This window comes from Natrinema gelatinilyticum, from assembly GCF_024266705.1.
In the GTDB taxonomy this organism is placed as follows: Archaea; Halobacteriota; Halobacteria; order Halobacteriales; family Natrialbaceae; genus Natrinema; species Natrinema gelatinilyticum.
On sequence record NZ_CP100757.1, the window covers coordinates 191413 to 210532 of the forward strand.

Annotated in this window: 18 protein-coding genes and 1 pseudogene; 7 read left to right on the forward strand and 12 right to left on the reverse strand. The window is 57.8% G+C overall.

Features of this window, described 5'->3' with window-relative positions:
- The first annotated feature begins 53 nt into the window (after nt 1-53).
- From NJU76_RS18980 to NJU76_RS18990, 3 genes are all read left to right on the forward strand, one after another.
- Entirely contained in the window at nt 54-1604 is a 1551-nt protein-coding gene (locus tag NJU76_RS18980; protein ID WP_254533391.1) for a TrkH family potassium uptake protein, read from the forward strand.
- Nucleotides 1601-1810, forward strand: coding sequence for a hypothetical protein (locus NJU76_RS18985; RefSeq protein WP_254533392.1), 210 nt, complete (start codon nt 1601-1603; stop codon nt 1808-1810). Before NJU76_RS18980 ends, NJU76_RS18985 begins: the two co-directional genes overlap by 4 nt.
- A gap of 219 nt (nt 1811-2029) precedes the next feature.
- Nucleotides 2030-3202 carry an ISH3 family transposase gene (locus NJU76_RS18990; protein WP_254532891.1) on the forward strand — a complete coding sequence of 391 codons (1173 nt, stop codon included), beginning with the start codon at nt 2030-2032 and terminating at the stop codon, nt 3200-3202.
- A 301-nt stretch (nt 3203-3503) separates the two neighbouring features.
- Here NJU76_RS18990 and NJU76_RS18995 read toward each other — a convergent pair whose 3' ends face one another.
- Together NJU76_RS18995 and NJU76_RS19000 are read right to left on the reverse strand one after the other, a co-directional pair.
- Nucleotides 3504-4355, reverse strand: a complete 852-nt coding sequence (locus NJU76_RS18995; protein WP_254533905.1) for a transposase — start codon at nt 4353-4355, stop codon at nt 3504-3506.
- 988 nt (nt 4356-5343) lie between these two features.
- Nucleotides 5344-5850 carry a VOC family protein gene (locus NJU76_RS19000; protein ID WP_256566973.1) on the reverse strand — a complete coding sequence of 169 codons (507 nt, stop codon included), beginning with the start codon at nt 5848-5850 and terminating at the stop codon, nt 5344-5346.
- Nucleotides 5851-5914: 64 nt separating this feature from the next.
- Here NJU76_RS19000 and NJU76_RS27110 point away from each other — a divergent pair, with 64 nt between their 5' ends.
- Nucleotides 5915-6298, forward strand: coding sequence for a VOC family protein (locus NJU76_RS27110; RefSeq protein WP_425604325.1), 384 nt, complete (start codon nt 5915-5917; stop codon nt 6296-6298).
- On the opposite strand, the gene NJU76_RS19005 is transcribed toward NJU76_RS27110, so the two are convergent.
- Nucleotides 6191-6667, reverse strand: a complete 477-nt coding sequence (locus NJU76_RS19005; RefSeq protein WP_254533394.1) for a DUF1152 domain-containing protein — start codon at nt 6665-6667, stop codon at nt 6191-6193. The genes NJU76_RS27110 and NJU76_RS19005 overlap by 108 nt on opposite strands.
- Before the next feature lie 435 nt (nt 6668-7102).
- Entirely contained in the window at nt 7103-8395 is a 1293-nt protein-coding gene (locus NJU76_RS19010) for a hypothetical protein (protein WP_254533395.1), read from the reverse strand.
- A 190-nt stretch (nt 8396-8585) separates the two neighbouring features.
- On the opposite strand from NJU76_RS19010, the gene NJU76_RS19015 reads away from it, so the two are divergent.
- The gene (locus NJU76_RS19015) at nt 8586-9017 is read left to right on the forward strand and encodes a hypothetical protein (protein ID WP_254533396.1); all 432 of its coding nucleotides are present in this window, start codon (nt 8586-8588) and stop codon (nt 9015-9017) included.
- Nucleotides 9018-9030: 13 nt separating this feature from the next.
- Here NJU76_RS19015 and NJU76_RS19020 read toward each other — a convergent pair.
- From NJU76_RS19020 to NJU76_RS19035, 4 genes and pseudogenes are all read right to left on the reverse strand, one after another.
- A pseudogene (locus tag NJU76_RS19020) lies at nt 9031-9846 on the reverse strand (RNA-guided endonuclease InsQ/TnpB family protein); the annotation flags it as partial.
- Between the two features lie 111 nt (nt 9847-9957).
- Nucleotides 9958-10626 (reverse strand): helix-turn-helix domain-containing protein, encoded by a 669-nt coding sequence (locus tag NJU76_RS27115; RefSeq protein WP_425604326.1) that lies wholly within the window; start codon nt 10624-10626, stop codon nt 9958-9960.
- A gap of 3 nt (nt 10627-10629) precedes the next feature.
- On the reverse strand, nt 10630-10779 hold the full coding sequence (locus NJU76_RS19030) for a DUF2080 family transposase-associated protein (RefSeq protein ID WP_254533397.1): 150 nt from the start codon (nt 10777-10779) through the stop codon (nt 10630-10632).
- 256 nt (nt 10780-11035) lie between these two features.
- Nucleotides 11036-13906: an efflux RND transporter permease subunit gene (locus tag NJU76_RS19035; RefSeq protein WP_254533398.1), complete on the reverse strand. Its 2871-nt coding sequence runs from the start codon at nt 13904-13906 to the stop codon at nt 11036-11038.
- A 278-nt stretch (nt 13907-14184) separates the two neighbouring features.
- Between NJU76_RS19035 and NJU76_RS19040 the strand changes: the two genes are divergently transcribed.
- Nucleotides 14185-14826, forward strand: coding sequence for a helix-turn-helix domain-containing protein (locus NJU76_RS19040; protein WP_254533399.1), 642 nt, complete (start codon nt 14185-14187; stop codon nt 14824-14826).
- Between the two features lie 107 nt (nt 14827-14933).
- Here NJU76_RS19040 and NJU76_RS19045 read toward each other — a convergent pair whose 3' ends face one another.
- Genes NJU76_RS19045 through NJU76_RS19055 form a run of 3 tightly spaced genes read right to left on the reverse strand, consistent with a single transcriptional unit; the run spans nt 14934 to nt 17802 of the window.
- Entirely contained in the window at nt 14934-15587 is a 654-nt protein-coding gene (locus NJU76_RS19045) for a hypothetical protein (RefSeq protein WP_254533400.1), read from the reverse strand.
- 25 nt (nt 15588-15612) lie between these two features.
- Nucleotides 15613-17583 carry a heavy metal translocating P-type ATPase gene (locus NJU76_RS19050; protein ID WP_254533401.1) on the reverse strand — a complete coding sequence of 657 codons (1971 nt, stop codon included), beginning with the start codon at nt 17581-17583 and terminating at the stop codon, nt 15613-15615.
- Between the two features lie 3 nt (nt 17584-17586).
- Nucleotides 17587-17802 (reverse strand): heavy-metal-associated domain-containing protein, encoded by a 216-nt coding sequence (locus NJU76_RS19055; RefSeq protein ID WP_254533402.1) that lies wholly within the window; start codon nt 17800-17802, stop codon nt 17587-17589.
- Between the two features lie 179 nt (nt 17803-17981).
- Between NJU76_RS19055 and NJU76_RS19060 the strand changes: the two genes are divergently transcribed.
- Nucleotides 17982-18506: an ArsR/SmtB family transcription factor gene (locus NJU76_RS19060; RefSeq protein ID WP_254533403.1), complete on the forward strand. Its 525-nt coding sequence runs from the start codon at nt 17982-17984 to the stop codon at nt 18504-18506.
- Nucleotides 18507-18588: 82 nt separating this feature from the next.
- Here NJU76_RS19060 and NJU76_RS19065 read toward each other — a convergent pair whose 3' ends face one another.
- Complete coding sequence (locus NJU76_RS19065) at nt 18589-18909, reverse strand: helix-turn-helix domain-containing protein (RefSeq protein WP_254533404.1); 321 nt, start codon at nt 18907-18909, stop codon at nt 18589-18591.
- Nucleotides 18910-19120: the final 211 nt, after the last annotated feature.

Below are 19120 nucleotides of genomic sequence, written 5' to 3' on the forward strand. Positions count from 1 at the left end.
CGTGATCGACGTTTCGACGTGTATATGAATCCAGACGGGACAGTGGGTAATAAATGAACGGAGCGGTGGAAACGATCGGTCGAGACCTTGGGCGGATATTCGAGGCACTGGCCGGGCTCCTGTTCGTCTCGCTGCTCGTTCCGCTAGCTTGGGGCGAGTACTGGGCGATGCCCGCGTTGCTCGTCTCCGGAGTGGTGCCGTTTGCTACCGGCTATGCCCTAACATCGCGGTTTCGCGGGGCTGCCCAACCTGGGAAGTTACACGGGATGATCATCGCCGCGTTAGGTTGGTTCTGCGTCGCGCTCTTTGGCTCGCTGCCTTTCTTGCTCATAGCGTGGACAATTGAGATGGCACCGTCAGCGCTTGGAACGCCGGCACAGACGCCGACGGTCGCGGCGTTCACTGATCCGATCAATGCCGTTTTCGAAAGCATGAGTGGCTTTACCGGCACCGGACTGACGATGACCGACAACGAGGAGGTCTTGCCGCGAACCCTCCAATGGTGGCGGTCATTTATCGAATGGATCGGCGGCGTCGGCGTAATCGTCCTCACAACGGCGATTCTCTCACGGCCCGGCAGTGGTTCTTTAACCCTCTATGAGAGTGAAGCCCGATCCGAGCGTATTCATCCGAGTATCGTCTCGACCGTCCAGACGATCTGGTGGATCTTTCTCCTTCTTACGTTCGTCTCTATTCTGCTGCTGTGGGTTGTCGGCATGCCGCTCTGGGGAGCGATCAACCACGGCATGACTGGGCTTTCGACTGGCGGATTCTCAATTACTGACAACTCAATTGCCACTTACGATAGCGCAGCTATCGACTTCGCTCTCTTACCGGTCATGTTACTCGGCAGCATCGCCTTCCCGGTTCACTATCTCATCCTCCAAGGCGACCTCCGAAACTTCTATACGGATCTCCAGACACGCTGGGTATTTATCTATATGAGTGCCGGCACGCTCGCACTCACTGCATTCGTCTACGTAACTGAGACGTACGACACGCTGTTCGCGGCGTTTCGCTACAGTTCGTTTCAGTTCGTTTCAGCGGCGACTTGCGCCGGCTTCCAAACCGCTGCCGACACGACCAACGTGGCACTTGGCCGGTGGCCAGCCCAGGCCCAGCTCACAGTTGTCTTCGGGATGATCGTCGGTGGTGCGTCCGGGTCGACAGCTGGTGGAATAAAACTCATCAGAGCACTCACGCTGTTGAAAGGGATTAGGTTCCGTATTTCTGACGTTTTCTATCCCAGGAGTGCAGTTCGCCGGCTGAAAATCAACGGTCGCCGGCTTAATGAACAGGAAGTACGTCAGGAGTTTGAGGAAGCAGCCATCATCGGCTTCCTCTGGTTTGTCTTCCTCGCTGTCGGTACCTTCGTTCTCCTATTTATCCTTCCACAGGGTGAATACACCCTTGAAAACATCATCTTCGAAGTGGCCAGCGCACAGGGCAACGTCGGCCTCTCAGCTGGCATCACCGGTCCCAAATCGTTGCCGACGCTCGGCAAGATAATATTCTTATTTAATATGTGGATTGGCCGCCTCGAAATCATCCCCGTACTTGTCACGTTACGGACGGTCTTCGACCGTGGTGGGCTATATCGATGAAAATCGACAGCCTTCCGATTGTGGGAGAACCGCTTGAAGGCGGTGCCGAAGACTTGGTTTTCGATTCGATGTTGCTCCTTGGACCGGTTATTGTTGTACTTATTGCCATTGTAGGGCGGTCAGCGCTGACGACCACGATAGCAGTCGCGTATCTCTCGAGTTTTGTTGGGTATGTCCTGTATCGGGGAGTATACAGAGGTTCGTGAAGTGGGCTAGAATCAGACCAACTTGGCGGTCTCGTCGCTGCTATAGAGCATTCATTGTTGAGATACCTTTCTCGTATCTCCTGCGGGCCACCCCTCAAAAGTGCTACTCATCAAAACAAACTCAGTACTTGCGGGTATCTATATTCGGTACTTCCCGACTGGTGTGAGAGCTGAAGCTAAAGCGTGGGTCTGATGAGGAAGATGTCTGGTTGAGTGAATGTGTTCAAAACCCCTCAGCCAGACGGTGTTCTTTCGGACTCGGACGTGAAAGATTTAGCGGAAGACGTCATCTGCCAGCTCCCTTTGCCAGGGATCGTGGGCTCGCCCCTCGATCCCGGCGATATCTGGGCTGTCGTGGTTCTTGCAGCAGTGAACCAGACATCCATCTGGGAGACGTGCAAGGACAACGACAACGCTGCCTGTGACGATACTGTCATGGACTGGCTACATACGCTCAACCGAGAGTGGCTTGAGCGGGTTGCTAACCGCCTTCTCAAGGAGTTGGCGATGACGATCCTCGACCCTGATCGGTCGAGGATCGTCTCCATTGACTTCGTCGATAACCCCTACCACGGAACGTACGCCGATGAAGAAGGTGAACTCTGCCGCATGCACGCAAAAGACGGAACAACGACGTGCCACCGGTACTGCACGGCGTATCTCGTCTCGAACGGAAAGCCAGTGACATTGGCGATGACGTACGTCCGTAGTGATGAGAAAGAGGCCGACGCGGTCGAGCGCGTCCTCGACCGCGTCGAAGTCTATCCCTTCGAGATAGAGTTGCTCTTGGCTGATCGTGGCTTCTACAACGAACGTATTCTGCGCCGCTCACGGGAGATTGCTGCGACTGTCGTTCCCGTCCAAAAGAAGGGCAAGCGCATGAGGAAGAAGCTGGATACGCACTGCTCGTACATGACGACCTATCGGATGTACAAAGGCCGCGAGCGGGAATTCCAGTTCCCGCTCGCGGTCGCTGTGTCATATCACGCCGGAGATCGCGGGAAAAGCGGCGAGGTCGTTCGAGGCTATGTGGCGTGCGATCTAGCCGATCGTACGCCGAAACAAGTCGAACGACTCTATCGGAAACGGTCAGCGATCGAAACGAGCTACCGTGTATTTCGCCAAGCACGAGTGGTGACGACGACACAAGACCCAATCATCCGCTTCGCGTTCGTCCTGGTTGGATTCCTGTTGGAGAACCTCTGGCTTGTGCTTCGATGGGCGGTCGTCGCCCGCCCCCAGCGGGGCGGGCGCGACCTGCCCGAGGAATTCACGTTCAAGACCTTCTCTGACTGGATCAGACATGCATTAGAGGAAGAGCTAGAGCGGAGTTGGGAGATCGAGATGAACGGAACAGGTGTGCCAGAAGCATACGCGCCGGCCGCGGGCTGACGCCAGCCCGCGGCCTTGGGCAAGCTCCTGGTGAGCAACAGCATTCGTCTAGAACAGCGTATCTCAGCCTTCTTACTTTACTTCTCCTCATCCGTGGATTCTATTTCCTGTTCACTCAGTTACCACACGGCATTCACTCCGTTCGTCCATGACTCAGCACAGTTCACGAAGCGACGTTCGGGAAGTACCGATATTCATTCACCTGTGAATACTTCCAACGTATCATCGGTGATACCTGATCGTGAGTGAATTGTACCGTCCGCTTGCTTTGCTTGCTTGGACACAACTCAGCAAGCGTGCTCTATTGAAAATGCGGTACGGCGGTACGATCATAGCTTCTTAGCGGTTTTTTGATGTTATGGAGAGTGAACATGAGGACGATCTCACGGAACTGACGGTACCAGAACCGCGAACGCAAGGCGGAGGCTTGCGTTCGCTTCGTCGTTGAGTAGGACGTCTCTGCCATCCATCGCTGCGTGTAGCTGTTCGTCTGGTTGAGCGCGTTGTGTGCTACAGCCATCGGTTTCGATCCACGATGATGAACACGATAATCGAGATCGTACGTGGACAGTTCGTATTCGGTGTGCCAGTCTTGGAAGCCATTGTCGGCGACGACGGCCCGCAGGTCGTCCGCGTTCCGGCGGACGACCCGCGGGCCAGCCTTCGTATCGTGTTCGCGCTCGATACAACAATGCACGTCTAGCACCGCTAATGACTCTGTATCGGTGAGTGTCGTCGCTTTGATCGTCTTCACCGCTCGACCCTGTCGCTGCAGGTAGTACTGTGAGGCTTGCTTCCGTTCGAAGAACGTACTGTCGAGAGCGACGTGGCCGGAGTGGCGGAGTTGCTGCGCGGAAGCGCGCAGCAACGCCCGCCAGACGTACATCGCGTATCGGTCAAGCGAGTGGTAGAACGTCGTTGGGTCAGGCAATGCATCTGGGTGAATGCCAAGACGTTCGCAGATATCTGGCATAAGCCCGAGCCGATCAACGAGTTCGGTGAACGTGTGGCCTTCTTCCTTCCGAATACAATGAGCAACGATGTGTGCTTCGCGGGGAAGCCCGCCTGACTCGGGCTTCCCCGCGTGATTCCCCAAAGCTTGTTTTGCTTGCTTTATTGAAAACAGCAGACGGCGTCGGGACTGTTCCGGAATAATTTGAGAGAACGAGGTCGAGAAGCCGATTATGGCAGTCGCACTCCTTGACCTCGTTGAGAAGGCACTACGTGTAGCAAAACTGCTCTATTGAAAATGGGAGACTGCGTGAGGATACCGCAATTATGATGGTTGCTATTCAGTAAAATACCTTTGATTGTGGTTGGAATATATTTGGTTCGAGATGATCACCTCGAGCACCGCCAGATTAGGTGAGAAAGTCGCGTCACTTCTCGGCCAAAATGTATAATTCTTTGGCTCAAAATCTACTGACCCCGCCGCCGTACCGCATTTTCAATAGAGCACAATATAGTACACTCGGATTCCGAAGATGAGGAAGATGATGGAACTCATCACTGCCGTGTATAATGGTGCTGGACTCAGGATGTAAACTCCGATGTAGATACCATAGACGAGGACGAGTGCGAGGACCGTTCTGGTAGTTGTGAATTTTATGTTTGCACGATTGGGATACGATTCAATAGAATCGCTGCCAGAGATATTCGGCTATCCGTTGTACCTGTGTCTTGCTCTCGATCATTGGGGTGGTATATTTTACTTACTCCAGCATATGCTCCTGGGTTATAAACTTAACAGGGCTGATAGATGAATCTTCGCTTACATCTTCTCATAGTTGGAAACGATCTTGCAACGGCGATAGAATCCCGGCCTGTAGGCCAGACGTGAATCGCCGCACCACTGATTCACATGGTCTGTGGCCGTACTGGATGCTGACCGACGTGGCACGCTTGCGCCCGTGCTGGGACAATCGGACACCATCGGCGTTCCGACTCGAGTCTCGTGGGTATCCCTGCGAAAGGGGTGAGGATACCGACGCAAACCAAGCCAGATACCTCCGAACCCTTCGTGGGAGAGGAGTAACGGTGGCGTGGTCCAGCCAGCATCCCGTCGGGTGTTACACCGTCCCTCTCCCAACGCAGCAAGCCTCGGCTCGTGGGAAGCCCCGTCGTGTACGATGGGGAGGAGGTCACCCAGTCGGATTCAGTTGATAATTGTCTTTCATTGGACGGGTATATAACTCGATAACGTGCTCGTCCGGATCTTTGAAATACATCGACCGGTACGGAGCATCAGCGGCGAACTCCCGTTCGGTCACCGAAACACCTTTCTGCTGGAGTAATCCGTAAGCGTCGTCAAAATCGGTCTCGTCGACGTAGAGTGCGAAGTGGACGTGTTCACCGCCCTCGTCGTAGAGTGCAGAGCCAGGCCAGTCGGTTACGGACCCGCCTCTTCGCTCCTCATCCTGGTCGGCGAACTCGCGAGGTAACCATAGACCGACACGAGTGTTACCACCGACATAGATCCAGGTTGCCCAAATTTTCCCGTCTGTAACCGTCCCGGTGAACTGACCATCGGCATACCCCCATTGGTCGACGATCGGGAATCCAAGCGTCTCTGTCCAGAATGATACTGCACGATCCATGTCAGATACTTCGAGAGCAACCTCGGAAACTCCCTGTGCCGGTAGTGTCATATAATACTCGTTGCAGTATAGTCGTTGGCCAATGTTTAACTCACTGTCAACACTAGCATGCAGTATGGTTGAAGGATTTCACCACGCTGCACTTGCGGTATCGGACCTTCCTCGTGCAGTTTCATTTTACGAGGAGGTACTTGAGTTTGCTCCTATCGGCCCCGACAACCCCGAAAACACTATGCAGACCGCGAACTACTACTGGATGGACATTGGCGACGGAGAGTTGATGAACCTCGCTGATCGACCGGATGTAACGCCTAACCATCCTGAGGAGAAAGACGACCCCCATCTGGCCTTCCGTGCCACTGAAGACGAAATCAACACCGTCGAACGGCGGTTAGTCGACCGGGATGTGGAGGTGCACGAATCTCGCACGAGCATCTACTTCCATGATCCCGATGGCAACTTTCTCGAACTGACCAACTGGGACGGCCCCGATACATAACGACGCTCGATCCAACAGTTCGTTGAGATCAGAAGCTACTGCGATTGCCTCTAGAACGAGGTAGAATGTCACCGTACTCGCCGGGGTGAATTCGACGGACCGGGCGTCATCTCGAATCGTGGTATCGCCGACTCTGCTTCGGGCAACGGCGACAGGGAGACGGCTGGCTTCCATCGTGACGACTTCTAAGAGGTCCCCAAGTTCGTCGACGATTCGTGGTGTGAGTCCCAACGCACCGAGCAAGTCGTCGCGTTTGGCGGCACGGGCGATCCTGTCTGTGACCTCGTCGAGGATGAGCGCACCGTCGCTTCCATAGCCATACATACCGAGGCTCTCGTCAACCCATAGGTGAGTGATCGCCGAGAGCATGACGGCATCCGTGAGCGGGCTCTTGATACCCGGTTCATCACCAACCGCGAGGACATCCCGCCGGCGTCAGCACTAACAAACAGGTCGATATTGAGCTGGTCACGGATCGGTAGGGTGACTCCCGTATTTTGGGATGGCAACTCAACTCGTACCACGCGTGGATGAGCGCTACTGCTAAGGAGTCGTGGCCGGCAAGTAGTAGTCCGACGAGATTAGCTTGCACCTCCGCCATTGTGAGGTCGCCGAGATCGTGCGCCGCTGACAGTACAGATTGAACGTCGTTCTTAGTATCTCGAGACGATCACAGGCGACGAATTTCGGTAACGCAGATCCGAGGAGCGTAATGATAATGACTTTCAATAAAACCCTCCGATAACTGCCCGGTCTGTATCTACCACGTCAACAATTACGAGAAGTGTTCTATGACACGCTGTCTCAGAGATCTGCGTCGGTAGTCGTCTCTGCGGTCGTCTGGATAGCCCAGCGCAAGCGGAACGCCTGGGCCAGTTCATAGAGCCACAGGATGACGAGAGCAGTGTATCCGGGGCCAAAGAGGTATGCCGACCACGACTGATCCTGATAGAAGAAGCCGACGCCAACCAGTAAGATCGCGATGTTCCACACCCAGACCATCCACGTTGAGATCACGGACGGAATGTCTCCACCCGGGAGGAGATCGGCCTCGCTGACGTGGTCACTGGCCCCCAAACGCCCTTCGCGCAGGGCGGGGAGATTCTGGAAGTAGAGCAAGAGTCCGGCAAGCGCGATTGGGAGCGCCCATCCCACGAAGAAGAAGTGGAGAGCGCCGTCTTCGATATATGCCGGATCCACCCACTCGACACCGAACAGGACGAACGGTGCGAACCCCGCTGGCCCGAGCATCCAGAACTGGGCTACCAGCACCGACACCGCAATACCCGATCGGGAGTTCGCCGATCGATACGTCTGGACGAGGTTGTACAGATATAGTGCGAACCCCGTCGCGAAGAGGACCAATCCAGTCGCCGTGACTGTCCGCCCCATCCCGATCCAGGGACCGGTGATCAGCGGAAAGATGCCGGCGATGAATAACCACGCCGAGTAATTCCGTAACTTCTTGCTGTAGAGAACGGTACCGAGCATGCGAGGAAAGAGGTCGTAGAGCGTGCCGATGGCTGCGAGCCCGAGAAAGCCCCACGCGTTGGCGTGGACATGAGCTTCGCGCAAGCCGAGCCAGCCTCCGGGAACTTGCCAGGTGTGCGCAAATAGCCCGTACGCGTATGTGATCCCCCACAGGAATACGAAAATCGATACCAGGTACAGCCCGATCGTCGCGTTCCACGCGCGAGCGCTTTGCATGACCATCCGCAGCAGTATTACCAGCAATCCTGCGACGAGCAGCCAGATTGCGATAAGGCCACCATCGAACGCCCAGGTGTGGCCCCATCCGCGTCCGTACCATAGCAGGAGAAACCCGCCATTCAATCCGATAAAATTCAGCCAGTCGTAGTACTTCGAGGGCAGTGGACGCTCGAGTTTGCGAGCCGTGAGCTGGGGGAGCATCCCGAATAGGAGTTGCGTGAAGCCACCGATCGTCACGAAGTGGATGTGGCTCCACGAAACCCAGCCGAGACGCGGAACGAGATTGAACTGCTCGAGGCCGTGATAGACAGCCAATACGAGGCCGGCGAGCAGGAACAACGCGCCTGCGAGGTGGAACGGAGTGAACCGAATCGGTTGGCGTGTCATAGTTACACATATGGGCGCAGCCCCAAAATGGGTTCCCGCGAATAACGTAGCACATGTCGAATATATTCGTGATTAGTTGGGGTCTCGCCGTCGATCACGCTGATACGATTCAGAAAACGTATGCTTTCCAACGACCTTCTTCTACAATTCGCCTAATACCTATGTCAATGGGCGATGATTTACACGCTATATGTCCGACTCGGCTGTCGGGAAGTGGAACATCGGAATCGGCCTCGGAGTGATGATCTTATTCATGCTCTACGGATTCTTTCTGATCTACATGCGTGATTTTGCCCCAGGCCGCGAGGCATGGATTGCAGGAGCGAACGTGAGCCCGCACTTCGAGACCCGCCTCGCGCACGCCCACGGTAACTTGTTTTCGTTGCTCAATATCGTCTTTGGGGCACTGCTCCTGTGGTTGCCTGTTCGCCAGCGTCGTGCTCGATGGATTTCGCTGTTGGCGCTCGCTGGACTCCTCATGCCGATTGGTATCCTCTCGGAGATATATCTCGGTCTTCCCCCCGTACTGGTTTTGGTTGGAGCAGTTTCGATTACCGTGGCGACGGCGCTGTTCGCGCTCGAACTCGTACAAATGGATGTCAGTGGCTCGCAACCCCTGTGACTTCCTCCCCACCCTACTCGCTCACGGCTTGCGCCGTTCGCTCCGTGAGGGTGGGGCTTCCTGTTTCCATGACGCGCTTTGCAGGAACCGAATCGGTCCCCGTAGGGAGCGCAGTCTCCGCAGGCGTTGATTCGGGACAGCCCGTCCCTACGTGCTTCAGGCCGCGTCCCAAGATGTTGGAGGCCGCATTCCAGTCCCTGTCCGCCGTGAACCCGCACGAGGGACACGAGTGCTCGCGAACCCACAGTGGTTTGTCCGTCTCGACGCCACAGGCTGCACACTCTTTGGTCGTTCCGGCCGGATCGACCGCGACGAAGTGCGTTCCTTCGCGTTCGCACTTGTACTCGAGCATCCGCAGGAACGTCCCCCACGCTGCTCCGGCACGGTTCCGGCTGTTCGACGGGAGTTCCATCAGACCCTTCGCGTCGAGGTCTTCGACCGCCACGAGGTCGTACTCCTGGGCGTAGTAGTTCGAGAGTTTGTGCAAGAAGTCCCGGCGCTTCCGTTGCAGATCGGCGTGACGTTTGGCGACGGCACGCTGTTGTTTGCGGTAGTTCGCCGACCCGTGCTCTTTGCGCGAGAGTGTTCGTTGCTCGCGTTCCAGCCGGTCGCGTTCGGCTGAGAGGTCGGGACGTTCGACGGCGGTGCCGTCGGTGTCGTGAGCGTACTTCAGGATACCCACGTCGATCCCGACACAATCCTCAAGAGTCTTGGGCTTCGGCGGTGCGTCGTCTTCGGTTTCGATTCCGAGAACAGCGAACCACTCGCCGGTCGGTTCTTGCTTGACGACGACTTCTTTGATCGTGGCGTCGGCGGGAACGTCGCGGTGGTGAAGTACCACGGGGGCAAGCCCCGTGGCTTCACCGTTTTGGCGGCAAGCCCAGAAACGGGCCATATGGCCGCAGGCGAATTTGATTCCCCTCGGACTCCCCGAGATGGGTCATCTAGAATTCACACCCGAACATGCGGTGTGTCCGTGAGGGTCGGCCGCTCCACCACGGCCCGATGGCGTCCGTCGCACCACGCCGAAGACGTGGGTTTTGAGAGAGCCACATTCCTCCGCAACTGTGCACAGTTGCGACGAAGTACAGTCTTTAATTCGCACAACTGTATCTTTAAACACGTTAGTGAAGCTAATAAAGCTTACGCGATTCACCCTCGGGGTCAAGCCCCGAGGCACTCTCGCTGTAAGACTGTAGACCATCGGAATATCACCGATTTTTGAAAGAGAGAGCACAGTACGGCCACTCGTGTTTTTGAGTTCGAAGCCGGTTTGACTGTACTTGATCGAGCGATATTCTTGCGGGCCTTTCCACTTGAGTTCGCCGACGCGGTAGCCGTTGTCCTTCCGCCCCTTCAGTGTTGAGAGGTTGTCGTACAACCGCTGTACGACCTTCTGCAGCACCTTCGAGTGGACTTGTTTCAGGTCCGTCCACTCGCGTTTGAGGTCGGGAAGGACCGATTGCTCGGAGTAGGCGGTTGTGCTGTCCTTTCGGTTGAGTCGGTGCAGAAAGTGGTTGTAGACCTGCCTGCAGGTATCGACAGTCCACGCTAACCGTTCGTGGAGTTCGTCGGTCGGGTTGAGCCGATACCTGTAGTTGTAGCGCATGGTCTACTCGTCTTCGTCGGTTGGCTCGGAGACGCGGACGACTTTGACGGTCGCGCCAGTCCACGCTTTTGGGATGTAGATGTGCGCACCGTTGCCGGTCGGTTTGACTTCGGCTTCGAGGACTTCGTGTCCTTCGACCTCGTACCGATCCATTGAGTGTATCTACGAGGTAGATACTCATAATCCACCGATATTGTGGGCCTGCGGGTCTGCTGTAGAGTAGTCCAAGAAACTCGTGCGGCGCTGTCTCCCCTCCCTGCTCGCGCCTTCCCTTCGGTCGGCGCTCGCTGAGGAAGGGACAGTAGCGCCTCGATTCAGGTAATTCGAGTATATGACGAAAACGTTCGAAATGGAGTTCAACACTCGTAGGGATGGTGGATGGTGCGCGTAGCATCGGGGCCGCCTTCGGCTACTTTCCTGTGCGCTCCGCCGTTGTGACTGTATCGAATCGCTCCGTGATCGTGTCATGTTCCACGAACCGTGCCCAGACGACTAGCAGGCTCGGAAGGACGAACACGCTGGCAAGGAACGCGAAGACGATCGTGAGCGCGGTAATGAGCCCAAACGACTGGAGGAACGGGAGGATCGCGACGAGTAATACGACGAACCCGCTGGCTGTCGTCGCCGCGCTCGATAGCAGAGCGCCGCCGGTGCCGGTCACGGTCTCGTGCAGCGCCGCTACAACCGTCTCTGCGTCGGCGAGCTCCTGGTTGAACCGCTCGCTGACGTGGAGGCTGTAGTCGACGCCGAGCCCGATAGTGAGCCCGGTGATCATGCCGGTGACGATGTTGAACGGGATGTCAAGCAGCGCCATCGTCCCGAGCACCCACGTCAAAGTGAACGCAACGGGAACGATCGTAACGACGCCGAGCGAGGCGCTCCCTTCAGTGACCCGGTAGGCCGCCACGAGGACAACGAGTACCGACAGCAGCGCGACGACTAGACTCAGCAGCGCCGTCTCTGCGAGCTGGTCGGCTGTGATCTGGTTGACGATGACGTCGCCAGTCGCGATTGCCGAAACATCCTTTCCGTCGGTGTCGGCGGCGACCCACTCCATTTGCTTACGGACGGTTCCGTCGTCGACGCTACTGTCGACGGTCACGACCATCTGAACAGCCCGGTATTCGCCGTCGTCGCGGTGGCTGACGTCGGCAGCCTCTGCAGGGGCGACCCGATAGAGTTCGTCGTAGACGGCAGTCACGTTCCTATCTGGGACGCCGTCACCGTCAGTGTCGGCGGCTGCTAACGTCCGGTTAAACGACTCGTTGTCCGCTGCAACTCGGTTCATCACCGTTATCGGGTCGGTCACCGCGACCTCGCCGTCAGCGTATGTCTCCGTCGCTGACATGTCGCTGGCGTTCGCGCGTGCCGTGTCGAGGCGGTCTAGTGTCGCGGGGTCGGTCACGTTGCCCTTGACGAGTATCGTGGCCGTGGTGTCCTGTCTGACGAAGTCCCGGTCCAGCGTGTCGATCGCCGTCTCCGCCGTGTACGTTCCCGGTGCGATCGGGCCGGGCAATTCTTTCAGCCAGTCATCGGGATCCTCCGCGAGGAAGTCCGACTGCTCGAAACTGGCGTCGATGTCCGTCGCTCCGTAGGCACCTGCGGCGCTGACGAGGAGTGCGATGGCGATGACGACGTATGGGGCCTTCGCTGCCAGTGTCGCGCCCGTATCGAGAAGGTAATTGACTGGCCCACCTCCGGTTCCGACGGCTGGTTTTACCCGGTCGATTCCCCGTCTTTCGAGAAGTTTGTCGAGTTCGATTTTCAGAGCCGGGACGAAGAGGCCGAAGACGAGAAGCGTGGCGACGATTCCAATCGCGCTGACGATACCGAGTTCGCGGAAGACCGCGAGCGGACTCGTAAGGTTCGAGAGGAACCCAATGACGGTGGTCGCAGTGACGTAAACGAGTGCGACACCGACGCTGCCGAGTGCGGTAGCCATGGCGCGACTTGGGGGCGTCTCGCCTGACTCACGGGCCTCACGATAGCGCATCACGACGTGGAGTCCATAATCGATGGAGAGTCCGATGAGGAGGACGAGTACAACGATGAACGGCTGGCTGAACGCGATGTCGAACCATCCCATCGCGCCGAACGTCCATACGAGTACGAGCGCGATGCCGAGGAGTCCGAGCAGGATGTCGAGCGGATCCCTGTAGACGCCCACGAGCACGAGCAAGACGAAGGCGACGGCCAGCGGGCCGACCAGCAGGACGCTGTCGACCATCGAGTCCATGATCTCTGTGGACACGATGCCGTCGCCGTAAACCAGGACGGACATCGAGTCGTCATCCGGCGCAAGATCCGTCATGGCGACCTGTGAGTCCTCGATTTCATCTGGCGCATCACCCGGCGCGAACGATCCACCCGGCGTCTCCTGGGTCACCACGAGCAGCGTCGCGTTGGTTGTGGCTGATCCTGGTTCGTAGTAGTTGGGCATGAAGGCGAGCGCCCGTGCCGATTGGCTCGAATTTCCAGCGAGCACGTCCGCGGCGAGCGTTTCGACCTCCGAATCGTTCAGCGATCGGAGCTCCTCGATTTGGTCCCCAAGAGTGGGGTCGAGGTTGGCTAGGTCGCTCCTGTTTTCGGAGAGCCTCGCGTACTCCTCATCGAGTATCCGTGTTGTGACGTTCCAGGTGCCAGCTCTCGTCTCGCTTTGAGCTGTGGCTGTCGTGTTTCCGTTGGTCGTCGTGTTTCCGTCTGTCTCTCCGCGTCGGTTCTCGACGGCGTCCGCGAACAGCTCATAGTCCTCCTCGGTGAGGTTTACGGACGTCTTCGCGTCGACGGCCTCGAAAGCGGATCGAATGCTGGCGTTCTGGTCGTCGGCGAGCGAATCGAGGGCATCCGCGAGTGCTGCCTCCGTCCCGGCGAGTTCGCGCTCACGGGTTTGCAGCTCGCCGGCCCGTTCGTCACGAATTGCCGCGGTCGCCACCAGGTTCGCGACGCTTCGAACGGAATCGTTCTCGACAAGTGTTTCGTTGACTGTTTCGTTGGTCCGGAGCGCCCGCTCATATTCGAGCATCGAAATGAGCGTCTCCGTATCGAGTACGTCGTCGTCTTTCACGATGACCTGTGCGGATGTCGTGTCCGTCGTTCCGCTGGAGAAGTTCTCGTCGGCGTACTCGAGGGCGTCAGCCTCGTCGGCGTCGGTTTGGAACTGGTCGAGTGAGGTCGAGCGTTCGACCATTGGAATACCAGCAGCGACGACCGCGGACACGATGATCATGACGGCAACGACGAGCCGAGCATTGTTCGTGATCCACTCGCTCATATCGAACATTATTGAGGACTCACCTCCCGGGTTACAGACGTGGGCAGGACACGAGACACAGCAATTGCTACGCCATACCTGGCGCGAAACAGCCTCCCAGCTACGTAGGTACGGATGAAATGGGATTGTGCGTTCAGTCCGTCTATCGTCGTGTTTGGGAGGAGCACCGTTATTACGTGATTTAGAGTGCTCTGCTGGTTAGTCGTCAGTGCGAACATTCCAGGAGATACCTAACATATTCGCAACTAGCGCTATTTTGAGCGACCTGTTGAGGAGACTTACTGACGATGCCACACGCGAAACTTACGATCCACATTCCGGACAGTACCTGGATCAAAGACCTCTCAACCGCCCACCCGGAGGTAGTGTTCCAGGTCGTTACGAGTATCCCCGGCGAAGGAACTGGGATCGGACTCGTTCGACTCATTGCGACCGATCCGCTTCCTCTCATCACCGACATTCAGGCCCGCGACGACGTCGAGGACCTCGAGCTACTCTGGAAACACGACGACGAAGCGCTCCTTCAGATACAGACGGTGAACCCGCTCCCACTCCTCCCGGTCTGGCGAGCCGGCGTGCCGCTCAAGATGCCCTTCGACATCCAGAATGGGGAGGCTACATGGGAGGTGACAACGTCGACGAGCCGTCTCTCGAGCCTCCGAGACCACCTCGACGATCTGGGGATCGGCTTTTCTATCGAGTACGTTCGCGAGATCGATGCGAGCCAGGCCGACCAATTGTTGACTGACCGTCAGCAAGAAGTGCTGATGGCCGCGGTTGAAGCCGGCTACTACCGCGCACCGCGAGAATCAACGTTGAGTGACGTGGCCGAGGCGCTCGACATCGCGAACGCAACGTGTAGCGACGTGCTCCATCGTGCCGAGGGCCACATCATTCACTGGTTCGTTGAGGAGCACATGGAAGCTTGACTGACTTCTCCCCTGAGAGGCTGTCTCTTCCCTGAATCGATGCGCTAATGCCACTCCCTGCTCGCCCCTTCGGGCATCGTCAGAAAACGGTGTTTCCTGACTGCCAATCAGATTGTTTCGATGGTGAACAGGGAATCGTCGCTGAGGACGACCTGCACGCGGCGGTGCCAGGCGTCAGCGAAGTCCGCTCGCTGCTTTTCGCTCGCCGACCCGTCGAGAATTTGCTGTAGATTCCCGATTGCGGGCCCGCCGTCGGGGACGTCGCTGACGTGGTAGGTCACTTCGACAGTCTCGTCAGTGTCAGTTCGCCGAAAACGAAACGTCGGCTCCGCAGTCTCCGGATCGAACACATCGAAGCGCAAGAGATCGCGGCGGCTGCCGTAGCCGCCGGCCAGTCCGCCGAAGCCGTCGTCTTCGGTTGCGCCCGTCACGTACGAGATGATGCGACTCATCACGCCATACACGGTGTCGTCCCGAGGACCCGCTGCCTGCACTTCGATTTCGCTTCGGACCGGATAGTCGTCGGGATACAGCGCCTCGAGTCCGAGTTGGACAATTCGGTAGGCTCCCGAGGCCGTCGGACAGGAGTGGCCGGCCTCTTTCATTGCGTCCATATATGTGACGACGAACGGTTCGCCCGGAGCGAGGACGCCCAGAGCCTCCGCGACGGGGTCGCGGATCTCGATCGGGTCGATGTCGTAATCGATCTGCCAATCGGTTCCAGTGTGGGTCGTGTCAGTCGTATCTGAATTTGCTGTCATTGGTTTTAGTGATGGTTTCTGGTGGTCAATAGCGAAGCAGCCGCATCCCGTTGAGGATGACCGCGAGGACGCTGGCCTCGTGGATGAGCATCCCGGAGGCGAGGGTGACGTAGCTGGTGAGCACGCCCGCGAGCAGGACGGCAACGGTCAACACCGCGAGCCCGACGTTCTCGAGGACGTTCCATCGCGTCGCTTTGCTCAGAATAACTGCGTATGGGATGCGGTCGAGATCGTCGGCCATCAACGCCATATCTGCTGTCTCGATGGCGGTATCCGTCCCGGCAGCGCCCATCGCGATGCCGACGTCGGCGGTCGCCAGCGACGGCGCGTCGTTGATGCCGTCACCGACCATCGCGACGACGTGTCTGTCGGTCTGGTAGTTCTCGATGACGGTCTGCTTGTCTTCGGGGAGCAGTTCGGCACGGTACTCATCGATACCGACCTCGTCAGCGATCGCGGCAGCCGTCCGCTCGTTATCGCCTGTGAGCATCACCGTCTCGATGCCAGCGTCCTGGAGCGCAGCGACGACGCTGGGGGCGGCCTCTCGAAGTTCGTCGCGCATCGCGATCGCGCCAATAACGGTGCTGTCCCGGACGACGTGGACGACCGTCTCGCCGCGCGCCTCACGCTCGTGGACGTATTCGGTGATGCGCTTGGGGATGTCGATACCGCGATCGTCCAGCAGTGCCCGGTTGCCGACGATAAGCTCATGACCGGCGGCGTGGGCGACGACACCTTTGCCGGCGACCACGTCGAAGTCATCCGGATCGGGTATCGACTGCAGTTTGACAGCGGTGTTATCCGATTGGGCGACCATCGTTCCACCGTCCATCGCAGCGGTCGGGCGTTCGCGGGCCGCGTCTAAGATGGCGTCGGCGAGATGGTGTTCGCTTTTCTTCTCGGCGGTCGCCGCGAACGCGAGTACCTCGTTGTCGGTGACGCCGACCCCCTCGACGCCGGCGACTGCGAGGACGGCGTCGCCGTTCTCGCCTTTCCGTGACGGCGAAGCCGCCACGCGCGTTTCACCTTTCGTGAGGGTACCGGTCTTGTCGAAGGCGACAAGGTCGATCTTGCCAGCGCGTTCGAGGTGATCGCCGCCCTTCATCAGCACGCCCGATCGGGCAGCGTTCCCGATCGCAGAGACGATGCTGACCGGCGGGCCGATGACCAGTGCGCCGGGACAGCCGATGACCAACAGTGTCAGCGAGAGTATCGCGTTCTGCGTGATCGCGAACGCGACGACAGCCAGCGCGATAATACCCGGCGTATAGTACTTCGTGAACTGATCGATGAGGCTCTCTGTGGGCGATTGCGCCTCCTGGGCCTCCTCAACGCGACGGATGATCCGTTCGAGCGTCGTATCCGAGCCTGAACCCGTCGTCCGAATTTCCAGCGCACCGTCTTGGTTGACCGTCCCGGCGTAGACTTCATCGCTGTCGGCCTTGTAGACGGGGGCGCTCTCGCCGGTGACCGGCGCCTGGTTGACGGCGCTCTCGCCGTCAACGACGGTGCCGTCAACCGGAATTTTCCCGCCCGGCTTGACGACGACGATTTCACCCTCATCGACCTTGCGGGCGGGTACTTCTTGGAGTCTCCCGTCGCGGCGGACAGTCGCCGTTGCGGGCGTCATCTCCAGCAACTCTTGAAGGGCAGTCCGAGTCTTGCGCATCGTCCGGCCCTCGAGGTAGCTGCCGAGGCTGAACAGGAAAACGACGGCTGCGGCTTCCCAGTACTCGCCGATGACGATAGCGCCGATGGCGGCCAGCGTTACGAGGGTCTTAATCCCGAGCGTCCGGTTGGTGACCTCATGATAGGCAATCTTCGCGATGTCGTACCCGCCGACAACGGCCGCGAGGATGAGCACGGCGGTGCTTGCGGTGTCGAAGCTAGTGAGGTATCCCAGGCTCCAGCCACCGCCGTAGAGTAGGCCACTCGTCGCCGTGACGATGGCCTTCCGGTGTTTCCGGTAGTACTGTGTAACTTTTTTCTTGTCCATGTTCTAGACGGGTTGAGGAGTGTAGCCCTGGTTTTCGATGGTTTGGGCGAACACGTCGGGGTTCGCGATGCTATTGTCGTACTCGATTTCGATGCGGCCGGTCGTGTAGTGGACTTCGACATCCTGGACGCCATCGACGTTCGCGAGGGCGCGTTCGACGATACTTGCACAGGTCGGACAGTCGAAGTCAAGGACGCGAAACTGGGTCGTGTCGCTCATTACAGTTCTATGTAGAGCCGAGACCTCAATAAGTATTTTTTAGATGATATGTTTTATCGGTGGAATAGCTCGTTGGAACAGTCAAACGGGCCATCTAGGCTTTGGTGTCGGATCTAGCTCAAAAACCATCTCACTAGCATCCCGCTACCTTTTCCCGCATGCTCGCGCTCAATTCACGTATGAATAGTTCCGGTACCGACCACCGTCTCAACGACATCGCGGTTCGAGACACGCGGGTTTCGGACGCCATTGACGAACCGATGCGGGCGATGATCCTCGATATTCTGGCCGACGAGGCCCTGACTGCGACCGAGGTCCACGACCGCCTCGCTGACCGCGGCGTCGACCGCACGGAGAACACGGTTCGCCACCACATCAACGAGTTACGGGATGCCAACCTCGTGGACGTCGTTCGTTTCGAAGAGGGGCGCGGCGGGACGACAAAATACTATCACGCGAATACAATCGTTCTCTCGTACTCGCTGCCAGATTCGGCCGCTCCTACCGTCGAAGAGATGATCGACGCCGTCCAGCCCCAGATTACGGATGCGCTTGCAACGCTCACTGACGAATACGACGACGCAATCGATGAGATAGTTACGGACATGCAGCCCTGCGAACACTGCCGGACCCAGAAGTACGAGACATACATCCTCTTGACTGTCCTGCGACGGGCGTTCGTTCGTGCTCACCGAAACTCGTGAACTAGCAATCAGATTCCGAAAACGAGTTTCCGTTGGCTTGTTCGTGCTCGGTCGACTGCTACGATAGCTTGAGATGGGGTGGCTATTCTGGCGCTCCGTCCAGAGCTGTTTTTGGGACCGACGCTGCGACGAACTCCTTGATGATCCGACCTTCTGCGCGGTGAAGTACCCCGCTCGCGGCTGATTTGTTGACATCGAACGACTCCGCTAGCTCGGTGAGCGTACAGCCGCGGGGGCTATCGTAGTAGCCCCGTTCGACCGCTTCAGTGATGAATTCTTGTTGGCGATCGGTGAGCTCCTCTGTCGAATCGTGCGATTGCGTCACCGACAGTATCTGATACGGAATGTCAGCCGCTGCTAACTCGTCGGTGAACTGTGAAAGCCGCTCGTGCGAAGCCGTCAACTCGGTATGTATCCACCCATCTTGCATTCGAGCGGGAAAATTCGGAGGCGTTCCAGATTCTCGATTCGCCCGATATCCCTCCGGAACTGGTGTCGTAGCCCGAATCAGCACAGATCGTTCGTCGGTATGTAACAGATCATACGATCGCACTTCTGAGGCATCGTCGAAGCGACGAACGATCTCGTCCGTATCTGGCCCCTGTATTTGGAGG